The following is a 23,768-nucleotide window of genomic DNA, read 5'->3' on the forward strand; positions in this document are numbered from 1 at the left end:
CAACAACAAGACGAACTACGAGAACCCAAGAACTTCCCGATAAAGCGCGACCGAGGCTTCGATGGAGGGCGTGGCCACGCCCACATGGTTCAGCTTTCCGATCATGTCGCGGCATATAAGCCGTGCGGGCCGACCTGACGAGACGCCGTTGCGTCAGGGGGCAGGCAAACGGATCAGAAGCCGTGCGCCGCGGGAATGGCCGACGGCGGACCTGCCGGCATCGTCAGAAGTTCGTCTTCAGAGGCGCCCGCCTTCCAACGGCCGAGCAGGTTGTCCGGATCGTAGACCACGCCGATCGGATTGACCGCAAAGGCCTCGCTGCGCATGTAGGCGTTGGCCGCCTCGACCGCACAGGCGTCAACCTGCAGTTCCATCCGGTTGCCGTCAGGATCCGCGTAATACATTGAGAGGGTCGGCCCGTGATGGATGGGCCAGTAGGGCAGAATGCCCTCCGCCTTCAGCCGCTCGTAGTTGGACAGCAGATCGCCTGCGCTCGCGTAGGTGTAGGCCACATGGTTCACCCCCACTTCGGCGCGATGATCCCCGCCGCCCGGGTTCAGCACGGAGAGGTTGGCGAAGGCGAAGCGGTGATGCTCATCGTCGTAGGTCAGGAACGCCAGCGCCGGATCGCGGTGCACGACGGTCGCACCGAAAACCGTCTCGTACCAGGCGATCATCTCTTCATAGCGACGGGTCTGGTAGACCACGTGCGCGAACTTCACCGGCTTGGACATCGTTTGCTCCCTGAGGTCCCGACTGTGTCAGGAGGTTCGGGAGTGGGGCAATCCCAATCGCGATTCAGCCGAACACCGCCCCTGTGGTCCGCGCCTTGGCCACCCGGTCGGCCTCGATCCCATAGTCCGCCAGCACCTTGTCAGAGTGCTCGCCGAGGTCGGGTGTCGGCCGCGTGAAGCCCGAAGGCGTCGCGCTGAAATCGGCATAGGCTCGAGCACTCACCGCTGGCCCCAGCCTGGGATGCACCCACGGTGCGGTCATGCCGTTTGACTTCAGCCATGGATCCTCGAGCGCCTCGTCGAACCGCCGCACCGGCGCCGCAGGCACACCCTGGGCGATCAGAGCCTCCACAGTCACGTCCCGCGCCCGCCCGGCCAATGCGGCTTCCAGCGCCTGGGCCAGAGGGCCGTCGCGCGATTCAGAAAGCGGCGCTGCGCCCAGCGCGACACCCAGCGCGCGCCCAACGCCCAGAGCCTCCTGATCCGTCTCACAGGCCAGAGCCACCCAGCCGTCCGCGCAGGCATAGTATCGGGTCAGCGCCGAGATCCCCAGGCAGTCGCGTCCGCCCTTTGGATTGAACGGCCGACCCGGATAGTCGACCATCCGGTCAAGCTGGAAGAGCAGGCTCTGCGCCAGGAGGCTGGAAACAACCTCCTGCCCTTCTCCAGTCCGATCCCGCGCGTTCAACGCCGCCACGACAGAAGCCGCGACCACCGAGGCCGTTGCGACGTCGTTCACCGCGATGGTGTAGAGGATCGGGTCGTCGTCGCCCCCCTGGGCGGCCATCATGCCACCCTCGGCCTGCAACAGCGGATCAAACCCCGGCCTGGCGGCCAGCGGGCCGGAATCGCCATAGGCGTTGATCGAGCACGAAATCAGACGCGGATTCAGCGCCTTCAGCGCCGCGTAGTCGATCCCCAGCCGCTCGCGCACGCCGAGGCGATAGTTGTCGATCACCACATCGGCGGTGCGCGCCATGTCGAGGAACAATCCGCGCGCCTCGGGCTGCTTCAGATCCAGCCCCAGCGCCCGGACGCCCCGGTTGTAGGCCAGGAACTGCGCCCCATCCGCCCGGAACGGGTCCGCCTCGGGCCCTTCGATCTTGATTACGTCGGCGCCGAGATTGGCCAGGATCGTGCCGGCATAGGCGCCGGCGATCACCGTGCCCAGATTCAGCACCTTAACGCCCGCCAGCGGCCCGCCGGCCCGCCGCTCGCCCGCCGTTGCGTTCGGGCGGGATGTCCAGGAGGGCGCCGCCTCAATTCGTCTCGGCAGGCTCGTCACCCTCGCGGGCGTCGCCGAGAACCGCGCCGGCGGCGCCGGCATGACCACCTTCCCACGGTCCGGATCCGTGAACTCCAGCCGCATCTTCGCCTCAGCGACGATGGGACTGGCCATCCAGTCCTCGCCCCGTCGCACAGGCCCGGCCGGCACATCGTGCGCCGCCAGGAGTTCCAGCCATTCAGCGCGCGTCCGGGTCTCGAAGATCCCCATCAGCAACTCACGCGCGCCGACCATGTCGAGTTCCAGCGCGTCGAACAGATCGCCCAACTCCAAGGCCTCAAAGGCCTTGCGATAGAAGTTGGTGAACAGGGTGCCGAGAAAGAACCATTCCCCGTCGAGGCAGCGATAGAGGCGATAGCGAGGATTTGCGCCCGGGGGGATTCCGCGCGGGATCGGGTCCAGCGACGGCACCCGGATCGGCGGCGCGCACTCCGCCGCGCCGTTAAGTCCGCTCACGGTCACCGCCTGGCCCCGCCCGCTCCGCGCCCGCTCGTGAAGCGCCGATCCGATGGCCGCTGCGCCCAGCACCGCCTGTGCCGAGTGGGCGATCGGCAGGACCATATGCACCGGCTGGTCGGTCCAGGCCCCCTGGCGGAATGGCATGCCGACGAGGGCCGCCAGCAGACTATGGCGCGCGGGCAGTTCGCTCCAGCGGCCTTCGGTCCCGTAGGGCGGAAGCCAGGCAGGAACCAGACCCGGATGCGCCGCGCACAGCGTCCCGCCCTCAAGCCGCAACGCCGCCATCCGGCTGGGTGCGAAGTCGAAGACCGCGACATCCGCGCCGGCGATCAATGCATCCGCTTCGGCGCGCCCCCCGTCGGTGTCGATATCAAGGGTCAGCACCTGCTTATTGCGGTTCCAGGCCAGATAGCCTGGATGATCCCGCGCCGGATCTCCGCCCGGCGGCTCGACCTTCACCACCTCGGCCCCGAGATCGGCCAAAAGCATTACGGCCATGGGCCCCACCATGCCGCGGCTGAAATCGACGATGCGGACGCCCTGATACGCGGACATATGGATGCGCCCTCCCCGACGCGACGGGTGGCGCGTCTCCCGCGTCTCACCCGACCCCATCAAACCGAGAGTTCGAACGGGCGGCAAGGCCGTGCTAACGCCTCAACGAAACTGGAGAGCACAATGCGCAAGGCCAACCTCGGATCGCTCGGCCCCGTCGGCCGCCTCACGCTCGGCGGCGGCGGCATCGGTCAGGTTTGGGGCGAAACCAGCCGGGATGAAGCCTTGGCGACCCTGACCATGGCCGTCGACGGCGGCGTCGACGTCATCGATTGCGCCCCGATCTACAAGAACTGCGAGGCCTTCGTGGGCGAGGCGTTCGGGGGCCGCCCGCCCCAGCACCTCAAGTTCACCACAAAGCACTATCTCGCGACCCCGGAGCCCGGAACCGGCGCCCAGCGCCTGGAAGCCTCGCTTGAGGCCAGCCTGGCGGCCATGCGCCTGCCCCGCGTGGATGTGTTCTTCCTGCACTCCAACCTGCATCTGGACGACTACGTCTATGCCCGCTCCGACGCCCGAAAGGCGGAGTTCTCCACATCCTGGTCCGCCTATGTGAACGAGGTCATTCCAGCGATGGAGGCCCTCAAGGCCCAGGGCCGTATCGGCGCCTGGGGCGTCACCGGCATAGGCGCGCCATCGGCCGTCCTGGCGGCGCTTGATCAAACGCCACGACCCGACGTCGTGCAGGTCATCGCCAATCTGATGGATTCGCCCGGCGCCCTTCGCCGCTACGCAGAACCGCCGCACCCGCGCGCGATCGCCGCCAGCGCACAGGCCAACGGCGTCGGCGTTATGGGAATTCGCGCCGTCCAGGCGGGCGCCCTGACCCTCGCGGTCGACCGCGAACTCTCCCCCAACAGTCCGGATCGCACCGACTATGACCGCGCGCAGCCCTATCGCGCCCTTTGCGCCGGCTGGGGCGAGGATCCGGCGGCCGTCGCGCACCGCTATGCGCTGGGCATGGCGGGCTTCGACACCATCGTCCTGGGCGTCAAAAATCGCGCCGAGCTGCGCCAGTGTCTCGACGCCGAGGTCGCCGGGCCGCTCGATCCCGCCCAGGTCGCCGCGATTGATGCGCTGGGGCTGGCCAACGCCTGATCACTCGCGATCGGCCTCGGCCAGCCGGTCCAGCAGCCAGACCCGCGCCGGCGGCAGCGGCCGGTTTAGCGGTCCGAAGATGTGCGTCTCGAGAAAGTGGCCGGTCAGCGCAAAGCCGGCGCGAACGTCGTCAGGCCCCAGTCCCTGCTGCGCCGCCAGGAGGAACGGCGGCAACGCAAGCAACCGCTCCGCATAGGGCGCGCCGGCCGCTCGGCTCACCGCACGACCGGTCCGCGGACTGACATATATCAGGTCATCCAAAGCGCCCGTGGCAGCGCATTTCGAGAGATCCAGGCCGAAACCCAGCTCGGCCAGCAATCCAGCCTCGAAGCGCACGAACACAGCCGGCCAGATGTCCGGATCGGCGAACGCATCGACCAAGGCCGCGAACGCCAGATAGGCGCCCGGATGCGGCTCCCGTTCCGGCAACGCACCCGCCGCCACCGCCGCGGCGGCCGCGATACCGGCCAGCGCCAACGGATCGTCGAACAAGGCCGACGGCCCTGGCCCTGCCGCCTCCAGGCTGGCCGATCCCAGTTGATCCGACACCCGCGCGCGATAGCTGAACGTCACCGGCGCGCCTGGCTGCAGCAGCGGCTTGATCCGGCGAGAGGCGCCGCCGGCCACATGCGCGGCCCATCGCCCGTGATGCTGGGTCAGCAGCTCGACAATCGCCCCGGTTTCCCCGTGCGCTCGCGCCGCCAGCACAAAGGCTTCGTCGGTGAACTCCATGGTCAGCGCGCGTCGACCCCCTTACGCATCATAGTCGAGCCCCAGGTCGCCGTAGAACGCCCGCTTGTCCGCCCAGCGCTCATCGACGGTGACGTGCAGGAACAGATGCACCGGCCGATCCAGGATCACCGACAGGTCCTCCCGCGACTTCTGACCGATCCATTTCAGGGTCTGCCCCCCCTTGCCCAGGATGATCGGTCGCTGGCTCTCACGTTCCACATAGATGGTCTGCTCGATGCGCACGCCGCCGTCCTTGCGCTCCTGGAAGGCCGTGGTCTCGACCGCGGCCGAATAGGGCAATTCTTCATGCACCCGCAGATACAGCTTCTCCCGGGTGATCTCCGCCGCCAGCAGCCGCGCCGGCAGGTCGGCGGTCTGGTCTTCAGGATAGAGCCATTCGCCTTCCGGCATCCGCTCGGCGAGTTTGGCCTTGAGATCGTCAACGCCCGATCCCGTGGACGCCGAGATCATGAACGCCTCATCATAAGCGCCCGTCTCGTAGAGCGCCGCCGAGACGCCCAACAGCGCCTCACGCTTCACCGCGTCGACCTTGTTGAGCGCCAGAATCGCCGCCTTCCCGGACGCCTTGAGCCCAGCGATGATCGTCTCGACATCGGCCTGCGCCCGTCGATCGGCCGGACTGTCGCCGAGCTGCGCCGGCGCATCGACCAAATGCACCACTGCGTCCGCGTCCTCGGCCCCACCCCAGGCCGAGCGCACCATCGCCCGGTCCAGCCGCCGCCTCGGTTGGAAGATGCCGGGCGTATCCACCAGCACGATCTGCGCCTCATCCGCCAACGCCACCCCGCGCACCGGAAACCGGGTCGTCTGCACCTTCTGGGTGACGATCGAAACCTTGGCCCCCACCAGCCGATTGGTCAGGGTCGACTTGCCCGCATTGGGCGCGCCGATCACGGCGGCGAATCCGCACCGGCGGGTCATTGGGCGGATCCTTCTCGCTTCAACAGCATGGCCTGCGCCGCCGCCTTTTCCGCGGCCTGCCGCGATCCGGCCTCTCCGCGCTCGGCCTCAAAACCGTCCACCGCGACCTCGACCGTGAACACGGGCTGGTGCGGCGGCCCCTCGCGCGCCACAACCACATAACGCGGCAGCGGCAGGCCCAGGCCCTGGGCCCACTCCTGGAGCTGCGTTTTCGGGTCCATGCGGCGGGTGTCGCCGGTATCTGAAGTGAACTCTTCCGCCCAGAACTGCGCGAAGAACGCCCGCGCCGCTTCAAGGCCCGCGTCGATGTAAAGCGCGGCGATGAGCGCCTCGCAGGCGTCGCCCAGCACCGAGTCCGAGTTCCGCGCGCCGCGCGCGCCGGCCGAGAGCCGGAGCGCCGGCGGCAATCCCGCCCGCCGCGCCGCCCGCGCGCAGGCGTGCGAGTTTACCAGCTGTACGTGGCGACGGTGCATCTCGCCTTCACGAGCGTCCGGGTCCATCGCCATCAGATGTTCGGCCGCGCAAAGGTTCAACACCCGGTCGCCGAGGAATTCGAGCCGCTCGTTGTGGCGCACCTGACGGGCCCCGTCGCCGACGCTGGAATGGGTCAGCGCGCGCTCCAGCAGCTCCCGGTCAGCGAACACATGGCCGATGCGACGCTCGAGCTCCTCAATCGCCGCAACGCGCGCGTTCATGCCGGTCCGATCAATGGAAGGCCGTCACTTGAGGATCTTGAAGAAGCGGCTCGGACGCGCATCGAGGATCCAGGTCCACGGCTGGAAGATCGACGCCTCCGGCTTCCACGACAGCATGATGATCTGCGCCTTGCCCACCAGATGGTCGGCGGGAATCATGCCCACGCCCATGTTGGCCGGGTCGACCCGGCTGTCAGTGGAATTGTCGCGATTGTCGCCCAAGGCGAAGTAGTGACCTTCCGGCACGACGAACACCTGGGTGTTGTCGAGCGCCTCGCGGGTGCTGAAGTCCTGGGTGATGTAGGTGCGCCCTGACTCGAGTTTTTCCTGAAACCGCGCGACCTCTCGTACATAACCGCCAAGGTCGGTTTCCACCGGCGACATCTGCTCGCGCGGCACCTGCTTGTCGTTCAGATAGAGCAGCCCGTCGCGCACCTGGATGCGATCTCCGGGCAGGCCGATGATGCGCTTCACATAGTCCGTGCGGCCGTCGAGCGGCAGCTTGAACACCGCGACATCGCCGCGCTCCGGCGACTTGGCCAGAATCCGACCTTCGAACAGCGGCGGGCTGAACGGAATCGAGTGCCTGGAATAGCCGTAGGACCACTTCGAAACGATGATGTAGTCGCCCTCATAAAGGTTGGGCTCCATCGAGGCCGACGGGATCGTAAACGGCTGGAAAAACACGACCCGGAGCACCAGCGCGATCAGCAGCGCATAGACGACGGTCTTTATGATCTCGACCAGCTCGTTCAGCGCGCCCGACTTCTTGGGCGCCTCTGCGGCCTGCGCGTCATCGCTCATTCAAATTCTCCGGCCCAAGAGAGCGCCACGCCCCCGCGCCTCGCGGCGCCTGCCTATCCGCTCCCTAGAGCATGAGCAAGTTTCACGCCCGTGAACTCTGTGACATGCACGCGCGACCGATCGTCCCGCCCGCTATTTGATTTTGATCGTGGCGGTCCCCGCCGGACCTGTGACCTCGAAGCTGTCGCCGGACACCTTGTCCCTTGGATACTCCACGCATTGTTCTGCCGGCTCAAAGTTGGATGTGGTGCAGAACTTGTCGCCATCGATGCGCCAGGTCCCGGTCACCTGGCCCTCCGCGGCGGTGAACTTTCCATCTGGGGTATAGGCCACCTCGATCTCAACCCCCGGCGCCGAGAGCACCACCCCGTGCTTGACGACTTCCTCAAGCGTCCCGGCTTGTGCAGCCGTGGCGAAAGCGGTGACGATCATGACAATCAGCAGGCGCATCGGTTTTCTCCTCACTCTCCGCGGACGAGCCTAGCCTCGCCCAGGGCGTCGCTCAACGGAACTTGACACCCCCAAGGCGGAACCGCCCAAGTCCTACCGACAAGAGGAAACGATCAACAATGTACCCCGCCGCGAAAGCCCGCACCCATCCGGACCACCGCGCCTTCATCATGGCCGCGACCGGCGAGACGGTGACCTATGGCGAGCTCGAGAGGCGCACCAACCGGCTGGCCCACTTTCTGCGCGGACGAGGCCTCAACCGCCTCGATCACTACGCCATCTTTATGGAAAACCACGCCCGCTACATCGAGACCTGCGGGGCCGGCGAACGCTCGGGACTGTACTACACCTGCATCAACTCGTTCCTGACCGCCGAAGAGGTGGCCTACATCCTCGACAACAGCCTCTCCAAGGTGCTCATCACGTCGCAGGCCAAGCGCGAAACCGCGCTCAAGGCCATGGCGCTATCCCCCCGAATAGAATGCTGTCTGATCGTCGACGGTCCGGGCGACGGCGACCGGGTCCTGAACCTGGACGAGGCCCTCGCGGCTTTCCCCGGCACGCCGATTGCGGATGAATGGTGCGGCAGTTCGATGCTCTATTCGTCGGGCACGACCGGTCGTCCCAAGGGGATCCTGCGGCCGTTGCCGGAAGTGAAGCCCAGCGAAGCCGCTGCGCTATACACGTTCCTCGACGCCCTTTGGCGCTACCGGGAAGGGATGATCTACCTCTCACCGGCGCCGCTCTATCACTCGGCGCCCCAGGCCGCCGTGGGCCTGACGATTCGCAAGGGCGGAACGGCGGTGATCATGGAGCACTTCGACCCCGAACAATACCTGGCGTTGATCGAACGCTACAAGGTCACCCACAGCCAGCTCGTGCCGACCATGTTCTCGCGCATGCTCAAGCTGCCTGACGAAGTGCGCACGCGTTACGATCTCTCGTCGCTCGAATTCACGGTTCACGCCGCCGCCCCCTGCCCGCCCCAGGTCAAGGAGCAGATGATCGCCTGGTGGGGCCCGATCATCCACGAGTACTATGGCGCGACCGAGGGCATGGGTTTCACGGCATGTGATTCCCACGAGTGGCTTGCGCATCGCGGAACCGTCGGGCGCGTGGTGGCGGGCGAACTCCACGTCCTCGACGAGGAGATGAACCCGGTTCCGCCTGGAGAGCCGGGCACCCTCTGGTTCAAGATGGCCAACGCTTTCGAGTACTTCCGGGACGAGGCCCGCACCGCCGAGTCACGCTCGAGCGACGGCACGATGGCGACCGTCGGGGATGTGGGTTTCCTGGATGCCGACGGCTTCCTGCACCTGACTGACCGCGCCACATTCATGATCATCTCAGGCGGGGTGAACATCTATCCGCAGGAATGCGAGAACCTGCTGATCACGCACCCCAAGGTCGCCGACGCCGCCGTGTTTGGGGTGCCGCACGAGGACCTGGGTGAAGAGGTGAAGGCCGTGGTTCAGCCGATGCCTGGCGTCGAACCTGGCCCTGAGCTGGCCGCCGAGCTTTTGGCCTTCTGCCGCGAGCATCTCGCCAAGCTGAAGTGCCCGCGCACCATCGACTTCGAAGCCGAACTTCCGCGCCTGCCCACCGGCAAGCTCTACAAACGCGTATTGCGCGACCGCTACTGGGGCGACCGGAAGAGTCGGATCGTCTGATCCATCAGGTCGCCGGCACCGCCTCGATGATCACATAGGCCATGGCGTACGGAATCTCGTCGCTGAGGCTCACATGGATGACCGCCAACATGCCGGGCGGCGTGATGGCCTCTAGCCGCTTCAGCGCGCCTCCGGTCAGGGCCATGGTCGGCCGGCCTGAGCGCATGTTGACCACGCCCATGTCGCGCCAGAAAACGCCCGCTCGCATCCCGGTGCCCAGCGCCTTGGCGCACGCCTCCTTGGCGGCGAACCGCTTGGCGTAACTGGCCGCCGGGTCGCCCTTGCGCTCCGAGCGCGTGCGCTCGATCTCGGTAAAAACTCGCTCCCGGAACCGATCCCCGAACCGGTCGAGACTCGTCTGGATGCGCCGGATGTCGGAAAGGTCCGAGCCGATCCCCAGGATCATGCGACCCCTCCCGGCATTTCGAACAGAATGCCGCTCACCCCTGCGTGGCCCGGTCGAATGCAGGATCGGCGTGCGAAGCGGCGCGCGCCTCATCCATCAGCCCACGCATCCGCTGGATCGCCGGACCCAGCCCCATGAAAATCGCCTCGCCGATCAGAAAGTGCCCGATGTTGAGCTCGACCACCTCGGGAATGGCGGCAATGGGCTTCACGGTTTCAAAGTCGATCCCATGCCCGGCGTGCACCTCCAGCCCCAGCTCGGACGCGTGCGCCGAAGCCGCGCGCAGGTTGCGCAGTAGCGCCTCGGCCTGAGGCAACCGCTCCCGCACCGCTTGGCAATAGGCGCCGGTGTGCAGTTCCACCACATGGGCGCCCGCCGCCTTTGCGGCCGTGACCTGGGCATCATCTGCGTCGATAAAGGCCGAAACCCGGATCCCCGCCGCCGCCAGACGCCGGACCACCGGGGTGATGGTGTTGGCGCCGCGGATCATGTCCAGGCCGCCCTCGGTGGTCACCTCCTCACGCCGTTCGGGCACCAGACAGGCGGCGTGTGGCCGATGCGCCAGAGCAATGGCCTCCATCTCCGGTGTCACCGCGCATTCAAAGTTCAGCGGCCGCCCTCGCCGACGGCAGATGACCGCCAGGGCCTCGATATCGGTATCCGAGATATGCCGCCGGTCCTCGCGCAGGTGCGCGGTGATCCCATCAGCCCCGGCCGCCAGCGCCATCTCGGCCGCCCGCACCGGATCGGGATAGCCCTCGCCCCGCGCATTCCGAACGGTGGCGACGTGGTCGATATTCACACCCAGGCGAAGGCGCTTCACGTCCGCAGCCTCTTTGAGCCGGGCTCTTCCGCCGGCAAAGCTGCGAGCTCCGGCGGCACCTCATCGGGCGCATAGGACGGCACGTCCACGGTCGCCAGCGCCACCAGTGGCCAACCCACATCCGCCCGCCCGCCGGAGCGATCCACGATACAGGCGCAGCCAACCACATCCCCGCCAGCTTCGGTGATCGGCGCCACTGCCTCGCGGAATGATCCGCCGGTGGTGATCACGTCCTCAACCACCACAACCTTGGCGCCGGGCGCGATCCTGAACGCTCGCCGCAGACGAAACGCCCCGTCTTCCCGCTCCACATAGATCGACGGTACGCCAAGCGCGCGGGCCACCTCATAGCCCGGGATGATCGCGCCGACCGCCGGCGCCACGATCACGTCGGGAACACCGAAGCGTTCCACAATCTTTGCGGCCAGCGCCCGGCAAAGGCGCTCGGTGCGATCAGCGTACTGGAAGACCAAATTCTTCTGCAGGAACATCGGACTGTGCCGCCCGGACGCCAGGATGAAATGGCCTTCCCGAAGCGCGCCCGCGCCTCGGAACTCGTCGAGGACCTGTTCAGTGTTCATACGCCGACCAGATAGACGATCCATCCCGTCGTGTGGAAGTCCAGTTCGGCGCCCGCGCGCAGACCGCACCCGCGGGCCCCTGGAGCCCGCTGCCTTCAGACGGAACCGTCTGAGCCCGATAAAATGGGCTCGACCCTCTTGATGCCGCGGACATTTCGACGCTCAAGCGACTCCGTCTGATCGCATCGTGCTCTAGGATTTGGGGCCCCGACTTCCTAGCTCTTAACTGCGCCGTCGGGCGCATGCCGCCAACGAAGCGGTCGATTGCGTCCGACGCGATGCTTTCCTGGACACCGCCATGACCACGCCCCTCGTTGGCTCCGCAGGGGTCGACTCTCGTCCGATGCGGATCAAGACCGGCTTCGAGATCAGCTACCAGTGCCCGAGCGCGACGCCCATGCTGCTCATGCCGAGCGTGCACCCTTCAAGGCGCGGTGATCTGGAGACAATTGACACATTGCGTACCGAACCGCGTGTCTCCGTACACGCCTACACCGACGCCTACGGCAACATCTGCAACCGTTTGGTTGCGGGGCCCGGACGCATACGGCTCTCCACTGAGTTCGTTATCCGCGACCCCGGCCTGATCGACCCCTACGTCCCCGACGCCACGGAGCATCCTATCCACGAACTGCCTGACGAGGTGATCCTCTATCTGCTGGGCAGCCGGTACTGCGACACAGAGAAGTTGGTCGAGATCGCATGGTCGCTGTTCGGCCATACGCCCCCGGGCTGGGCGCGGGTGCAAGCCATCAGCGACTATGTCCACACCCACATCACGTTCAATTACGCGAACGCGCGACCGGACAAGACCGCTCACGACGCCTGGACCGAGGCAACCGGTGTGTGCAGGGACTATGCCCACCTGGCGATCGCGTTCTGCCGCTGCCTGAACATCCCGGCCCGCTACTGCACCGGATACATGGGCGACATCGGCGTTCCAGTGGTTGGCGTCATGGATTTCAGCGCCTGGATGGAGGTCTATCTGGGCGGCCGCTGGCGCACCTTCGACCCGCGCAACAACATGCCGCGCATGGCCCGGGTGCTGATCGCTCGCGGGCGCGACGCCATTGACGTGCCCATCGCGACCACGTTCGGGCCGGCGGTGCTCATCGGATTTGCAGTCACCAGTGTTGAAGTCGCTTCACCGCTAAGAGCCTAGGCCCCTGGCTGTGGCAGTACGCCAGACACCGTGTCGGGCGGTCCGACCTCTAGTTGGGCTCGCACCCGTCAGGCGGGATGGGCGCCCGAAGGGACGGACGCTGTGCGGGACGCCGGCTTCGCCTTGCGCTCGGGCAGGTAGCTGAGGATCGACACAGTTCCCACGACGCCCATGAACACGCCGAACATGGCGATGATGGCGATGATGAAAGGAACGCTTTCGGCCGGCATGACGGGCTCCAGGGTTGCCTCCGGCCAACTCGGCCAGGATTGGCGTCACCATCCCGAAACTCGCGCCAAGCGACCTTGATCGAGATCAATCCCCACGCGCCAGCAACGTCACCACCAAGGTAACCCAACTTCGAAAGACCTCCTTCAGGCCGCCTCCCTACCGTCGGAGCTGCACGACGGGGAACACGTGAACAACCAACCTAGCCTCAGCGCCCCCGCGTCTTCGGACCGGAGCGACTTCCCGGACGATTGTCCGGATGGCCTGAAGCCGCGACTGCGTCTGTTCTTCAGCGTCGATCTGGTCGGGGCCACCCACTACAAGCAGTCACGCAATCGCTGGCGACCGGAATTGCTAAGCTTTTACCGGGATTTCGACTTCATCCTTCAAACCGAGTACCGCGCCTTCGCCTCCAACCATACGGGGCGCCTGTCGTCGCTGGAGTTCTGGAAGAGCAATGGCGACGAGCTGCTCTACGCTTGTGATCTCCTCTGCCTCAGCCATGCGCATGGACTGATGCAGGTCTGGCTGCAGGCGCTCAATCGCTACCAGGCGCTGCATACTCCAGGCGCCGAGCACCTGGACGTCAAATCCACCGCCTGGATCGGCTTGTTCCCGGTGCCGAATGCCGAGGTGTTCTTCCGCCGCGGCGGCGGTGCGCTTGATGAAGGTCTGGCTCGAGACGCCCTCATGGTTCAGTCCGAGCTGCGGGATGAGTGGTACGCTAACGCCGCCAATCCGACGATAACCCGGGATTTCATCGGCCCGTCTATCGACACCGGCTTCCGGCTGACCGGTCTGGCGACACCGAGGCGCCTCATGCTCTCGGTGGACTTGGCCTTCCTGCTGGCCAGCGGCAACGGCGCGGGCGCCTCGCCGCTGAATCTTCGCCTTAGCGGCAAACAGCGGCTGAAGGGCGTTATGGACGACCAGCCCTATCCGGTGATCTGGATCCCCGTGGACCGGGACGAATGGATGTGCGCTGAGCTCGAACCGGTGGTTACCGACCGCGAGCTCATTCGCTCCTTCTGCAAGACGGTGTTCGAACTCAACTACGCCTCGGTGACCCCGCTGTTCCTCGAAGGCGAGCGGCAAAGCGCCTTCGATTGGGCCCCGCCCTACATTCTCAAGCGCATCGTTCGCCATTGGCATGAAGAAGTGCGCAATCGAGATGCGATCACCGTGCCGGCAGCTATTGCGGCGGGCTGATCCTACCCTTTGGTACGCTCGACATCCTCGACGCTGGGATTGGCCCGGAGCGCGGCGGCGATATGAGTCAGGTGACGGGCGTCGTTGACCTCGATATCCAGATCGACGCCGAAAAAGTCGCTCTGCCGGTGATGCATCCGCAGGCCCACGATGTTGCCGCCGGCCTCGCCGATGGTGGTGCAGACTTGGCCCAGCACGCCCGGCGCGTTGCGGATGGTAGCGGTCAGGCGTGCATGGGCGGTGGCGTTACGTTCGGCCTCTGGAGTCCATTGCAGGTCGCGCCACAGCTCTTCACGATCCTCGAACGCCGCAAGCCCTTCGCAGTCGATGGTGTGAACCTTCAGCCCGCCGCCCTCGCCATCCAGAATACCGACGATCCTGTCACCCGGCACTGGCGAGCAACAGGGTGCGAAGTGCAGGCTCACACCGGCGGTCAAACCCCCGCCCCGTACGTAGAGCCGCGCGGAACGGCCGTCCTGGATCGGCCGCCGGGCGGTTGCGGCTTCCCGCTCGGCCGCCTTTAGACCCGGAAATATCGCCTCAAGCACCTGGGCGGGCGTCGCCCGGCCCCGGCCGACAGCCTCGAAGAGATCCTCCTCGCCCGACACCGCGAAGCGATCCAGCGCCGGGCGCAGCGACACGTCCTTACGGCTCTTGCCCGCCGCCTCGAAGGTTTGATCCACTGTCGCCCGACCAAGCCGTACGAACTCCTCCCGCTCCGACTGGCGGATGTGACGCCGGATCGCCGAGCGGGCGCGGCCGGTCACGGTCAGGGATCGCCAGTCCGGCGGCACGACAGGCTTGCCGCCGCGGATGACCTCGACCACGTCACCGTTGGTCAGCGCTGTGCGCAGTGGCCGAAGCTCCCCGTTCACTTTGGCGCCCACACAGGTGTCGCCGATGTCGGTGTGCAGCGCGTAGGCGAAGTCCAGGGGCATCGCCCCGCGCGGCAAGCTGACCAGCTGGCCCTTGGGGGTGAACACAAACACCTGGTCGAGGAACATCTCCAGCTTGGCGTGCTCGACCAGTTCCTCGGCGTCGCCCCCGTGCTCCAGCACCTGAACGAGGTGGCGCAGGTTGACCAGCGGGTCCCGTCCGCCGGCCGCCTTCTGATGTTCGGCGTCGAAGCCATAGCTCTCGTTCTTGTAGCGCCAGTGGGCGGCGACGCCCTCTTCCGCCACCAGATCCATCGCCTCGGTGCGAATCTGCATCTCGATCCGCATGCCGCGATAACCCACCACCGTGGTGTGAAGGCTGCGGTAGTTGTTGCGTTTAGGTGTCGAGATGAAGTCCTTGAACCGCTCCGGAACGCTGGGCCAGGCCCGGTGGATCACCCCGAGCGCGCGATAGCAGTCCTCCTCGGACCCCACGATCACCCGAAAAGCATAGATGTCGGACAACTGCGAAAAGCCGATCGATTTGCGCTGCAGCTTCCGCCAGATCGAGTAGGCGTGTTTCTCGCGGCCATAGACCCGCGCCGAAAGTCCCGCCGCTTCCAGTCGCTGGGTGACCTCGCGGGTCACTGCGCTGACCGCCCCGCCCTGCTCGGCGCGGAGCGTCTCCAGCCGCCGCTGGATCGCGTTGCGCCCCACCGGATTGAGGTGCGCAAAGGCCAGCTCCTCCAATTCCTCGCAGATCCGATGAACGCCGATCGAGCGCGCCAGCGGCGCATAGATGTCCAGCGTCTCCCGCGCGATCCGTTCCCGCTTGGCCGCCTGTTTGATGAACCCCAGCGTGCGCATGTTGTGCAGCCGGTCCGCCAGCTTCACCAGCAGCACCCGAACGTCCTTCGAGATCGCCAGGATGAACTTCCGCAGGTTCTCGGCCTGACGCAGATGCTCCTGGCTGAGCTCCAGCTTGGAGAGTTTGGTCACCCCTTCGACCAGCTCCGCGATCTCCTCGCCGAACAGCTCCGCCACCTTCTCACGAGTGGTCTCAGTGTCCTCAATCACGTCGTGCAGCAGCGCCGTGACGATGGTCTCGGTGTCCAACCGATAGTCGGTCAGGATGCCCGCCACCTCGATCGGGTGCGCGAAATACGGATCGCCGGAAGCCCGCGTCTGCGCCCCGTGCGCCCGCATTGTGTAGACGTAGGCGCGGTTGAGCAGTGCTTCGTCGGCGCTGGGATCATAAGCCCGCACCTTGTCGATAAGCTCGAACTGGCGAAGCATGCGCGGGCGCGCCGGCGGAACCGGCGTCGCCTCGGTCTTGGTCACGTCTTTTGGAGGGGCGGCCGGCGAGGCCGCCGCGTCTTTGGTCTGAGGGTCTGCGCCTTCAGGGCTCAGTACCGCTCCTCCTGGCCGCCGTCGCGGTCGCTCTGCAGGGCGCGAACGAGCTCCAGCTCGCTCATCTGCATATGGGTCGGATCCGCCAGCAGGGCCAGGGTCTCGGCCTCTTCCTCGGCTTCCGAACGCTCGTCCACCCGCTGCAGGGAAGCAATCACCGCTTCACGCAGTTCCTCGCCATCGACCACGTCATCAGCGATCTCGCGAAGCGCCACCACGGGGTTCTTGTCGTTGTCCCGGTCGACCATGATCTGTGAACCGGCCGAGATCGCCCGCGCCCGATGCGCCGACAGCAGCACCAGCGAAAAGCGGTTCGGCACCTTCTCAATGCAGTCTTCGACGGTCACGCGGGCCATGGAGTCTCTCGGGAGCAGCAGGAGTTAGCCGATCAAAATAGAGGCCGCCGCGCCGTTGTGCAATGCAAGATAAGAGCCGTCAGTCCAGCCGAAGCGCCATGAACCGCCAGTCGTCGTGCAGCGCGACGGGAACCTCGGCCTCAGCATAAGGCGTTCGATCCACGAACCCCGACGTCTCGTAGAGCCGATGAGCGTCGGTCATGAACGGCGCCGTTTCCAGGTAGACCTCAGACATTCCAAAGGTGCGCGCGTCATCGATCAGCCGGTCTAAAACCAACCTGGCAAGCCCCTGCCCACGGGCGTTCGGCCGGACATAGATTCGCTTGATCTCAACTATGCCGGCCCGGATTGTCCGCAGCCCGCCCATAGCCACCGCGGCATCACCCAAATGCGCCAGATAGAAGACGCCCCGGGGCGGCAGATCCCCTGCGACCTTGTGCAGATTGGCCTCGGCATAGACGTGCGGCTCGGAGCCGACGACCTCGACCGGCGTCAACCCGAACCTCGCCTCCACGCCGTCCAGAACCCAGCGGACGTAGGCGACATTGAGGTCGAGAAGCTCAGTCCGATCAATGTTCAGGTCGGCGATGCGGAGCTCGGGTTGGGACGCCATGGCGGCGTGGACCCTCCCGATCCCATCCTCGGATGTCAATGCGCCTACCGGTACAGCGCACGGGCATGACGCCGCGCCGAAGCTCTGTTAAGAGGCGCGCCGCATCCGCCTCGGCCCCTCTCCGTCATGCTCCAGATCAACGACCTCGTCCTCGACGCCTGGGGCCGGCGCTTCTTTGATGGCGCCACGGTCTCGCTGCCGCGCGGCGCTCATGTGGGCCTCGTCGGACGCAACGGTGTGGGCAAGTCGACGTTGTTCAAGGTCATCCTGGGCCAGCTCACGCCCGGCGGCGGCGACATCGGCCTGCCCAAGAACGCCCGCATCGGCTCGGTCGACCAGGAGCATCCCGCCACACCCGTCACCCTGATCGACACGGTGCTTGAGGCCGATGCCGAACGACACGATCTGCTCGGCCGCCTCGAGACCGCGCCGCCTGAGGATCTGGGCGACATCTACGCCCGGCTGATCGAGATCGACGCTGACCGCGCGCCCTCCCGCGCCGCCGAGATCCTGGCGGGCCTGGGCTTCAGCCAGGCCGACCTGGGGCGCCCCATGGCCGAGTTTTCCGGCGGGTGGCGCATGCGCGTAGCCCTGGCCGCCAGCCTGTTTGCCGAACCCGACCTCCTGCTGCTCGATGAGCCGACCAACTACCTCGACCTGGAAGGCGCCCTGTGGCTCGAGGCGCGCCTCAAGAAGTACCCACATACCGCCATCGTCATCAGCCACGACCGGGAACTGCTCAACGGATCGGTCGACCACATCCTGCATCTCAAGGACGGCAAGCTAACGCTTTATCCGGGCGGATATGACGACTTCGAACGTCAACTGACCGAGAAACTGCGGCTGCAGGAGGCCAACCGGGTCAAGATCGAGGCCCGCCGCGCCCACCTCCAGTCCTTCGTCGACCGCTTCCGCGCCAAGGCCTCGAAGGCCGTCCAGGCCCAGTCGCGCCTGAAGATGATCGCCAAGTTGCCGCCGGTGTCGGCCGTCATCGAAGACCGGGTGACACCCTTCAGCCTGCCCTCGCCCGAGCGCCCGCTGGCGCCGCCGCTGCTGCGCCTCGAAGGCGCCTCGGTGGGCTATGGCGGCCCCCCGATTTTGAAGGGCCTAGATCTGCGGCTCGACATCGATGACCGCATTGGCCTGTTGGGTGTCAACGGCGCCGGCAAGTCCACCTTCGCCAAGCTCGTGGCTGGCGCGCTCAAGACCGAGACGGGCGGGTTGCATCGTTCACCACGCCTCAAGGTCGGATGGTTTCACCAGCACCAGATCGAGGCCATGGACCCCGACGACACGCCCCTGGAGATCATCCGCCGCGAAATGCCGCAGGCGTCCGAGGCGTCGCGCCGAAATCGTCTGGCGCAATACGGCATCAGCTTCGAGAAGGTCGAAACCACCGTCGCAAACCTCTCGGGCGGCGAGCGGGCGCGGCTGCTGCTAAACCTCGTGGCCGCAGAGGCGCCGCATCTGCTGATCCTCGACGAACCGACCAACCACCTCGACATCGACTCCCGGCGCGCGCTGCTGGACGCGCTCAATGACTATGAGGGTGCGGTGATCCTGATCACCCACGATCGCTCGCTGATGGAGTTGGTCGCCGATCGTCTCTGGCTGGCCGCGGAGGGTTCGATAAAGCCGTTCGACGGCGACATGGAGGATTACGCCGCCTTCGTGCTCGACCGCGCCCGCCAGGCCGCGCGGGCGCCCAGCCAGGTGCGCGCGCCCGAGCCCGTCGCCGCCCCTCCGCCGCCGCCCGCACCCCGCACAAAGGCCCCGACCGGAACCGCCCGCCGTCGCGCCGAGGCCGCCGAAGCCGCGCTCGCCCGCGCCAACCAGGCCCTCCAGGCCCTCGACGGCGAACTCACCCGCGCAGCCTCCGGCAAGGACGCACTCAAGCTCGCTGAACTCGGTCGCCGCCGCGACGCCGCCCAAGCTAGCCTTGACGCTGCCGAAGCCGAATGGCTCGCCGCCCAGGAAGCCTATGAGGCGATGGTGCGATAGAGATTTCCCTATTCGCCGCCGCCACTCTAGCCTGACCGTCATGGAACCCGACCGCAGCCTGCTGGGCGACGGCCCTTATCCGGTCACCGGACCGCTCGCGATCCTGGCGCGGGTGGGGTTCCTGGGCGCGCTCGGCGCCATCGCCACCGCCGTCCTGCTCCCACCCGAAATGGTCCCGCAGTTCGCGCGTTCTGGGTATCTTGAACACTTCGCCGCCTTTTATGTGGCGGGGCTCCTAGCCCTGGCCGCATCGCCACGCACCTCCGTGGCCGTTATCGCCACCCGGCTGGCGCTGTTCTCGGTCGCGCTGGAATCCACCCACCTACTGACAGGCGCCCGACTCTCGGTCGTAATCGACCATAGCGTGGCCGACTTCGGCGGCATCGCAGCGGCCCTGGCCCCCCTGGCCGTGGCCCGCTGGCGGCGGCGATTCGCATGAGCAGATCCCGCGAGACTCCGCCCGTCGATGTCGAAGCCGAGCTTCTCGAGGCCCTGCCCGAGACTCAGGGCTCTCGCTTCTTTCCCTGGCTTGGGCGCGTCCTTGGCCAGTTGCTGGCGTTCCTTCTGTTGGCCGGCGCGGTCTATATTCTCTGGCGGGAGTTCCATGACCTCAGCCCGGCCGAAGTAGCCGACGCGATCCGCGCCTGGGGGTGGGATTCGGTGGCGATGGCGCTGGCGCTCTCGGCTTCCAGCTTCATCCTGATGGGCTTTGTCGAGTTCATGGGCCTGCGCTGGGCCGGCGCACGCTTGCCGCTGCCTTCGGTCCTGCTGGGCTCGTTTATGGCCAGCGCGATGGCCCATAGCCTTGGGGCCAATCTCCTGGTCTCGGGGGCCGTGCGCGCCCGATACTACGGTCGGATGGGGGTTTCACTGCAACAGACCGCCGCGATCACCGTGTTTCAAAGCTTCTCCTTCACCGCGGGCCTGCTCGCGCTGGCGGGCGTTAGCCTCCTGATTGCTGGAAGTGACGAGATCGCGCGCGTCAGCCAGATCCCTGTGCCGGTGGCCAACGGCATCGGCATCGCCCTTGTCGTCGGTGTCGCGGTCTACATCACCGCCTGCCGGTTCGTACGAGGTACGGTCCGGATATTTGGCCATGGCGTCACGCTCCCGACCATGCCGGTCGCCGCCGCCCAGATCGCGCTAGGCGCGCTCGACAACGCGGTCGCAGCGGCCATCCTCTGGGTCCTGTTGCCTGCTGACGAAGTCGGATTCGCCACTTTTGTCGGCGCCTTCGCCCCGTCGGTCGCCATCGGCCTCGCCAGCCACGTGCCCGGCGGAGTCGGCGTATTCGAAGGGGCAATGTCGACACTGCTCGGCGGCGTCGATCCGGCGGCGCTGGCCGCGGGCTTCCTGGGTTATCGGCTGTTCTTCTTCGTCATCCCGCTCGCCATCGCCGGCATCGCCCTGGCCCTAGACACCCTGGCCCATCGCCGCGCGGCCTGACGAAACCCACTGCATCCACGACGCGGTTCCGGCCGTATCTTCGTTGTCCGCGCATCTCCCACACTTGTCGGACACCAAATCGGACGCGGTCTTGTTCCCCGACACCCGCGACCGACCGCCCCGGCCCCCGCCTCCCGTCGCGGGGCCGGGGCGACCCTGGGAGCCCGTTCAACGCCAATCCAATACGCACGTCTGCCTTGTGAAGGTCATGTGACAGGCGCCTCGGGGCTGCAGCTCTTCATTTGTCCCGACAGCCCTCGCCGCCCGCGCCGGCGCGATCCAGCCTGCGTTCCGGCGATGGTCCGCGGCTCAGCACGCGGACCACGACCCAGGTCGGAAGACCTGTGAGAGGCCGGCTCCAGGCCGAATGCGCACAATCGAGGGGATACTCATGCACCGTTCCGCTACCGCCCGACGCCTGACGCGTCTGGCCCTTTTCGCCGCCACAGCGCTCGCCACGCCGGCGCTGGCGCAGACCACCGCCGCGCCAACAGCGGTTGAGGAACTGGTCGTCACCGGCTCGCGGGTTTCTGAGGCCACCGTCGCCATCGGCACGGATGAGGCCACCGCCACCGTCTCCATCACCAGCGCCGCGCTGATGTCGGCGCCCGCCGGGATCACCGGCCTGAAGATGCTGGAGTCCCTGCCTGGCTTCAACGTCCAGGCCAACGACGCGCTGGGCATGTACGAGTTCGGCAACTCGGTTTCGGTCCGCGCCTTCGGCTTCCGTCAGATCGGCTTCCTGCTCGACGATATCCCCATGGGCCGTTCCGATCAGTTCGGCGGCAGCCCGATCTATCGTTACGTCGACAACGAAAACCTCTCCCGGGTCACGGCATCGGCAGGCTCCGGCGACGTCTCGCTCGCCAGCTACGCCTCGCTCGGGCCGATTGTGAGCTACATCACCCGCGAACCGCTTGATGAGATGGGCGGCCGGGTCAGCTTCACCCGCGGCAGCGACGATTTGATGCGCGCCTTCGGTCGCATCGACACCGGCGAGCACAACGGCTTCTCCGCCTTCGGCAGCGTCTCGGTCATCGAGGGAGATCTGTGGCGCGGCCCCGGCACGATCGACCGCACCCACTTCGAGGCCAAGGCGCGCTACCGCTGGGAGACCGGCTCGCTGACCTTCCAGACCGTGCACAACGACTACTTCGACTTCGACAGCCCCTCGATCACCAAGGCGCAGTATCTGGGAACGGCGGGCGACATCTTTGGTCGCAAGGGTCGCTCGTTCGCCTATCTGGGGTACATTCCGACACCGGGTGCGCTGGGTTCGGCGGCCACACCCACGAGCCTGCCGATCACGGCGGCGGGCATTCCCTTCTCCAACACAGCGTACAATCAGTATTTCAAGTTCGCGATCAACGAACGCAAGGACCACCTCTACGGCCTGACCCTGGCGAACACCTTCGGCGAGTCGATCAGCGTCTCGGCAACGGCCTACTACGAGGACAAGAACGGCTATGGGGTCTCACCGGAGGCCTACGCCACCTCGCTGGCCAGCCACAACGCCCAACGCCTGATCGTCGCGGGCCTGACCGCGCCAAAAGGCATCCAGTACGGGCTTTCCACCGCCGACGGCACGCGGAAAGGCCTGAACAGCCGCATCAGTTGGGACCTCGGCATGCATAAGCTGGAGGCCGGCCTCTGGCTGGAGGACGACGACTATCATCGCACGCAGAACCGCTTCAACGTCGAGGGGGGCAACCCGGATGGCGCCCCGCTGCTCAACGAGCCGGTGCACCGCCAGCGCGACTATGAGTCTAACCGGAAGACGACGCAGATCTTCTTCAAGGACACCATCAGCCTGCTCGATGACGCGCTGAAGCTCGATGTCGGCTTTAAGGGCCTGAGCATCGACTATTCGATCGAAGGGTTCCGGAACCCGGCCGACTACATCAATCGCCGTCAACCTCGGATCGAGGACTCCTGGAAAGACCTGTTCCTGCCCCAGATCGGCGCGGTCTGGTCCATAGGCCGCGAGCAGATCTTCGCGTCCTACTCGGAAAACATGGCCCTGCCCCAAGGCGCGGACGATTTATTCTCCCAGGCCAGCCCGCTCGCGCCCGGACCCGACCCGGAGACCGCCAAGAACTATGAGTTGGGCATCCGCACCAACCGCCCGACGTTCAACGCCTCCCTGGTGGCCTACATGACGAGCTTCACCAACAGGCTCCAAGCCTTCGCCTCGATCGTGCCCGGCAGCACCACCACCGAAACCTTCTTCCAGAACGTCGGCACGGTGGAGGCCCAAGGGGTGGAATTCAGCGGGCAGTGGAAACCTGAAATCTTCGGCGGAAAGGTGTATTTCAACACAAATCTGTCGTATAACATCTCGGAATTTCAGGATAATTTCTCGACCAACCTGATCCGGGGCAACACGGTGCCTGACTTCCCCAAGTGGTTGTTCCAGGGCGGGGTGACGGTTGAACCCATGCCCGGCGCGGTGCTCAACCTCTCGGCGCGCCATATCTCCAAGCGCTTCACCAACTTCACGAACGCCGAGAGCACCGGCGGATACATGGTCTACAACGCCTACATCGATATCGGCGACGGCTTCGAGTGGGGCCCGTTCAAGGAGATCAAGGCCCGGATCAACGTCGATAACCTGTTCGACAAGGACTATCTGGGCACCATCACTACCACCATCGCAACGCCGGCCACCTTCCGTCCTGGCCCGAAGCGCACGGTCCAGGTCAGCTTCACCACAGCGTTCTGATGGGCGTTCGCTTGCCGAAACCGCCTTCCCCTTTCACCGCCCAAGCTCTAGCTTGGGCGGACTGGGACTCGGCAAAAGAGGATCGCGTTCAGGGGCCGTTAGCCCTCTCGCGCGATAAGATCGCATGACGCTCCGCAAGCGCCTGTGCGCCTCGATCTTGTTCTGCGCGCTGGCCGCCACATCGCCTGTCGTGGCTGACTCGGCTCGCCCGTTGTCCGATACAGACGCCCAGGCTTACACGGCGGCCTTCCAGGCCGTCGACCAGGGCGACTTCCTGGGCGCCCAGATCACTGCATCCAGCATCAAGGATCGCTCGCTGGACGGATATCTGTCGTTCCGCGCCTTGATGCACCCTTCGGCGCACAAGGCGACTTTCGAGGAGCTCTCCTCCTGGCTCGGCAGGTTCCGAGACCTGCCGCTGGCGGACCGCGTGTTCTCACTGGCCGCCAAGCGCAACCCCGCCGAGGCGCCAGCCCTGCCCGTGCCACAGGTAGCCCTGGTCGACACGGCCC

Annotated in this window: 22 protein-coding genes and 2 pseudogenes; 9 read left to right on the forward strand and 15 right to left on the reverse strand. The window is 66.1% G+C overall.

What is annotated here, in order from left to right:
• Positions 1 to 24: 24 nt before the first annotated feature.
• From ACIQ3R_RS03760 to ACIQ3R_RS03770, 3 genes and pseudogenes are all read right to left on the reverse strand, one after another.
• Positions 25 to 105 (reverse strand): annotated as a pseudogene (locus ACIQ3R_RS03760) (VOC family protein); the annotation flags it as partial.
• Between the two features lie 68 nt (positions 106 to 173).
• Positions 174 to 734 (reverse strand): VOC family protein, encoded by a 561-nt coding sequence (locus ACIQ3R_RS03765; protein WP_397415273.1) that lies wholly within the window; start codon positions 732 to 734, stop codon positions 174 to 176.
• 64 nt (positions 735 to 798) lie between these two features.
• Complete coding sequence (locus ACIQ3R_RS03770; protein ID WP_397415275.1) at positions 799 to 3,033, reverse strand: CaiB/BaiF CoA transferase family protein; 2,235 nt, start codon at positions 3,031 to 3,033, stop codon at positions 799 to 801.
• 123 nt (positions 3,034 to 3,156) lie between these two features.
• Here ACIQ3R_RS03770 and ACIQ3R_RS03775 point away from each other — a divergent pair, with 123 nt between their 5' ends.
• A complete protein-coding gene (locus tag ACIQ3R_RS03775) occupies positions 3,157 to 4,131 on the forward strand; it encodes an aldo/keto reductase (RefSeq protein WP_397415277.1) in 975 nt (324 codons plus the stop codon).
• Here the strand turns inward: ACIQ3R_RS03775 and recO are convergent, their stop codons facing one another.
• The 5 genes from recO to ACIQ3R_RS03800 form a co-directional block, all read right to left on the reverse strand.
• Positions 4,132 to 4,863: a DNA repair protein RecO gene (recO, locus tag ACIQ3R_RS03780; RefSeq protein ID WP_397415279.1), complete on the reverse strand. Its 732-nt coding sequence runs from the start codon at positions 4,861 to 4,863 to the stop codon at positions 4,132 to 4,134.
• Between the two features lie 21 nt (positions 4,864 to 4,884).
• Positions 4,885 to 5,805: a GTPase Era gene (gene era, locus ACIQ3R_RS03785; protein ID WP_397415281.1), complete on the reverse strand. Its 921-nt coding sequence runs from the start codon at positions 5,803 to 5,805 to the stop codon at positions 4,885 to 4,887.
• The gene (rnc, locus tag ACIQ3R_RS03790; RefSeq protein ID WP_397415283.1) at positions 5,802 to 6,500 is read right to left on the reverse strand and encodes a ribonuclease III; all 699 of its coding nucleotides are present in this window, start codon (positions 6,498 to 6,500) and stop codon (positions 5,802 to 5,804) included. The genes era and rnc overlap by 4 nt, the downstream gene beginning before the upstream one ends.
• Before the next feature lie 24 nt (positions 6,501 to 6,524).
• A complete protein-coding gene (lepB, locus tag ACIQ3R_RS03795) occupies positions 6,525 to 7,304 on the reverse strand; it encodes a signal peptidase I (RefSeq protein WP_397415286.1) in 780 nt (259 codons plus the stop codon).
• 132 nt (positions 7,305 to 7,436) lie between these two features.
• The gene (locus ACIQ3R_RS03800; protein WP_397415288.1) at positions 7,437 to 7,754 is read right to left on the reverse strand and encodes a hypothetical protein; all 318 of its coding nucleotides are present in this window, start codon (positions 7,752 to 7,754) and stop codon (positions 7,437 to 7,439) included.
• Positions 7,755 to 7,873: 119 nt separating this feature from the next.
• Here ACIQ3R_RS03800 and ACIQ3R_RS03805 point away from each other — a divergent pair, with 119 nt between their 5' ends.
• Complete coding sequence (locus ACIQ3R_RS03805; protein WP_397415290.1) at positions 7,874 to 9,424, forward strand: AMP-binding protein; 1,551 nt, start codon at positions 7,874 to 7,876, stop codon at positions 9,422 to 9,424.
• 4 nt (positions 9,425 to 9,428) lie between these two features.
• Here ACIQ3R_RS03805 and acpS read toward each other — a convergent pair whose 3' ends face one another.
• From acpS to pyrE, 3 genes are read right to left on the reverse strand one after another with little or no spacing between them, the layout of a single operon-like run.
• Positions 9,429 to 9,830 (reverse strand): holo-ACP synthase, encoded by a 402-nt coding sequence (gene acpS / locus ACIQ3R_RS03810; RefSeq protein ID WP_397415292.1) that lies wholly within the window; start codon positions 9,828 to 9,830, stop codon positions 9,429 to 9,431.
• Between the two features lie 34 nt (positions 9,831 to 9,864).
• A complete protein-coding gene (locus ACIQ3R_RS03815) occupies positions 9,865 to 10,653 on the reverse strand; it encodes a pyridoxine 5'-phosphate synthase (RefSeq protein ID WP_397415294.1) in 789 nt (262 codons plus the stop codon).
• Positions 10,650 to 11,234 carry an orotate phosphoribosyltransferase gene (pyrE, locus tag ACIQ3R_RS03820; RefSeq protein ID WP_397415315.1) on the reverse strand — a complete coding sequence of 195 codons (585 nt, stop codon included), beginning with the start codon at positions 11,232 to 11,234 and terminating at the stop codon, positions 10,650 to 10,652. The genes ACIQ3R_RS03815 and pyrE overlap by 4 nt, the downstream gene beginning before the upstream one ends.
• A 298-nt stretch (positions 11,235 to 11,532) precedes the next feature.
• Here pyrE and ACIQ3R_RS03825 point away from each other — a divergent pair, with 298 nt between their 5' ends.
• Positions 11,533 to 12,396 (forward strand): transglutaminase family protein, encoded by an 864-nt coding sequence (locus ACIQ3R_RS03825; protein ID WP_397415296.1) that lies wholly within the window; start codon positions 11,533 to 11,535, stop codon positions 12,394 to 12,396.
• A gap of 68 nt (positions 12,397 to 12,464) precedes the next feature.
• Here the strand turns inward: ACIQ3R_RS03825 and ACIQ3R_RS03830 are convergent, their stop codons facing one another.
• Positions 12,465 to 12,626: a hypothetical protein gene (locus ACIQ3R_RS03830; RefSeq protein ID WP_397415298.1), complete on the reverse strand. Its 162-nt coding sequence runs from the start codon at positions 12,624 to 12,626 to the stop codon at positions 12,465 to 12,467.
• A gap of 187 nt (positions 12,627 to 12,813) precedes the next feature.
• On the opposite strand from ACIQ3R_RS03830, the gene ACIQ3R_RS03835 reads away from it, so the two are divergent.
• Positions 12,814 to 13,833, forward strand: coding sequence for a hypothetical protein (locus tag ACIQ3R_RS03835; protein WP_397415300.1), 1,020 nt, complete (start codon positions 12,814 to 12,816; stop codon positions 13,831 to 13,833).
• A 2-nt stretch (positions 13,834 to 13,835) separates the two neighbouring features.
• Here the strand turns inward: ACIQ3R_RS03835 and ACIQ3R_RS03840 are convergent, their stop codons facing one another.
• From ACIQ3R_RS03840 to ACIQ3R_RS03850, 3 genes are all read right to left on the reverse strand, one after another.
• The gene (locus ACIQ3R_RS03840) at positions 13,836 to 16,004 is read right to left on the reverse strand and encodes a RelA/SpoT family protein (RefSeq protein ID WP_397415317.1); all 2,169 of its coding nucleotides are present in this window, start codon (positions 16,002 to 16,004) and stop codon (positions 13,836 to 13,838) included.
• A 110-nt stretch (positions 16,005 to 16,114) separates the two neighbouring features.
• Positions 16,115 to 16,474 (reverse strand): DNA-directed RNA polymerase subunit omega, encoded by a 360-nt coding sequence (gene rpoZ, locus ACIQ3R_RS03845; RefSeq protein WP_397415302.1) that lies wholly within the window; start codon positions 16,472 to 16,474, stop codon positions 16,115 to 16,117.
• A 79-nt stretch (positions 16,475 to 16,553) separates the two neighbouring features.
• The gene (locus tag ACIQ3R_RS03850; RefSeq protein WP_397415304.1) at positions 16,554 to 17,087 is read right to left on the reverse strand and encodes a GNAT family N-acetyltransferase; all 534 of its coding nucleotides are present in this window, start codon (positions 17,085 to 17,087) and stop codon (positions 16,554 to 16,556) included.
• Positions 17,088 to 17,213: 126 nt separating this feature from the next.
• On the opposite strand from ACIQ3R_RS03850, the gene ACIQ3R_RS03855 reads away from it, so the two are divergent.
• From ACIQ3R_RS03855 to ACIQ3R_RS03875, 5 genes and pseudogenes are all read left to right on the forward strand, one after another.
• A complete protein-coding gene (locus ACIQ3R_RS03855; protein ID WP_397415306.1) occupies positions 17,214 to 19,088 on the forward strand; it encodes an ABC-F family ATP-binding cassette domain-containing protein in 1,875 nt (624 codons plus the stop codon).
• Between the two features lie 40 nt (positions 19,089 to 19,128).
• On the forward strand, positions 19,129 to 19,527 hold the full coding sequence (locus ACIQ3R_RS03860) for a hypothetical protein (protein WP_397415308.1): 399 nt from the start codon (positions 19,129 to 19,131) through the stop codon (positions 19,525 to 19,527).
• Positions 19,524 to 20,534: a lysylphosphatidylglycerol synthase domain-containing protein gene (locus tag ACIQ3R_RS03865; RefSeq protein ID WP_397415310.1), complete on the forward strand. Its 1,011-nt coding sequence runs from the start codon at positions 19,524 to 19,526 to the stop codon at positions 20,532 to 20,534. Before ACIQ3R_RS03860 ends, ACIQ3R_RS03865 begins: the two co-directional genes overlap by 4 nt.
• 391 nt (positions 20,535 to 20,925) lie before the next feature.
• A complete protein-coding gene (locus ACIQ3R_RS03870; RefSeq protein WP_397415312.1) occupies positions 20,926 to 23,256 on the forward strand; it encodes a TonB-dependent receptor in 2,331 nt (776 codons plus the stop codon).
• Between the two features lie 124 nt (positions 23,257 to 23,380).
• Positions 23,381 to 23,768 (forward strand): annotated as a pseudogene (locus tag ACIQ3R_RS03875) (lytic transglycosylase domain-containing protein); the annotation flags it as partial.

Source organism: Phenylobacterium sp., assembly GCF_044371015.1.
In the GTDB taxonomy this organism is placed as follows: Bacteria; Pseudomonadota; Alphaproteobacteria; order Caulobacterales; family Caulobacteraceae; genus Phenylobacterium.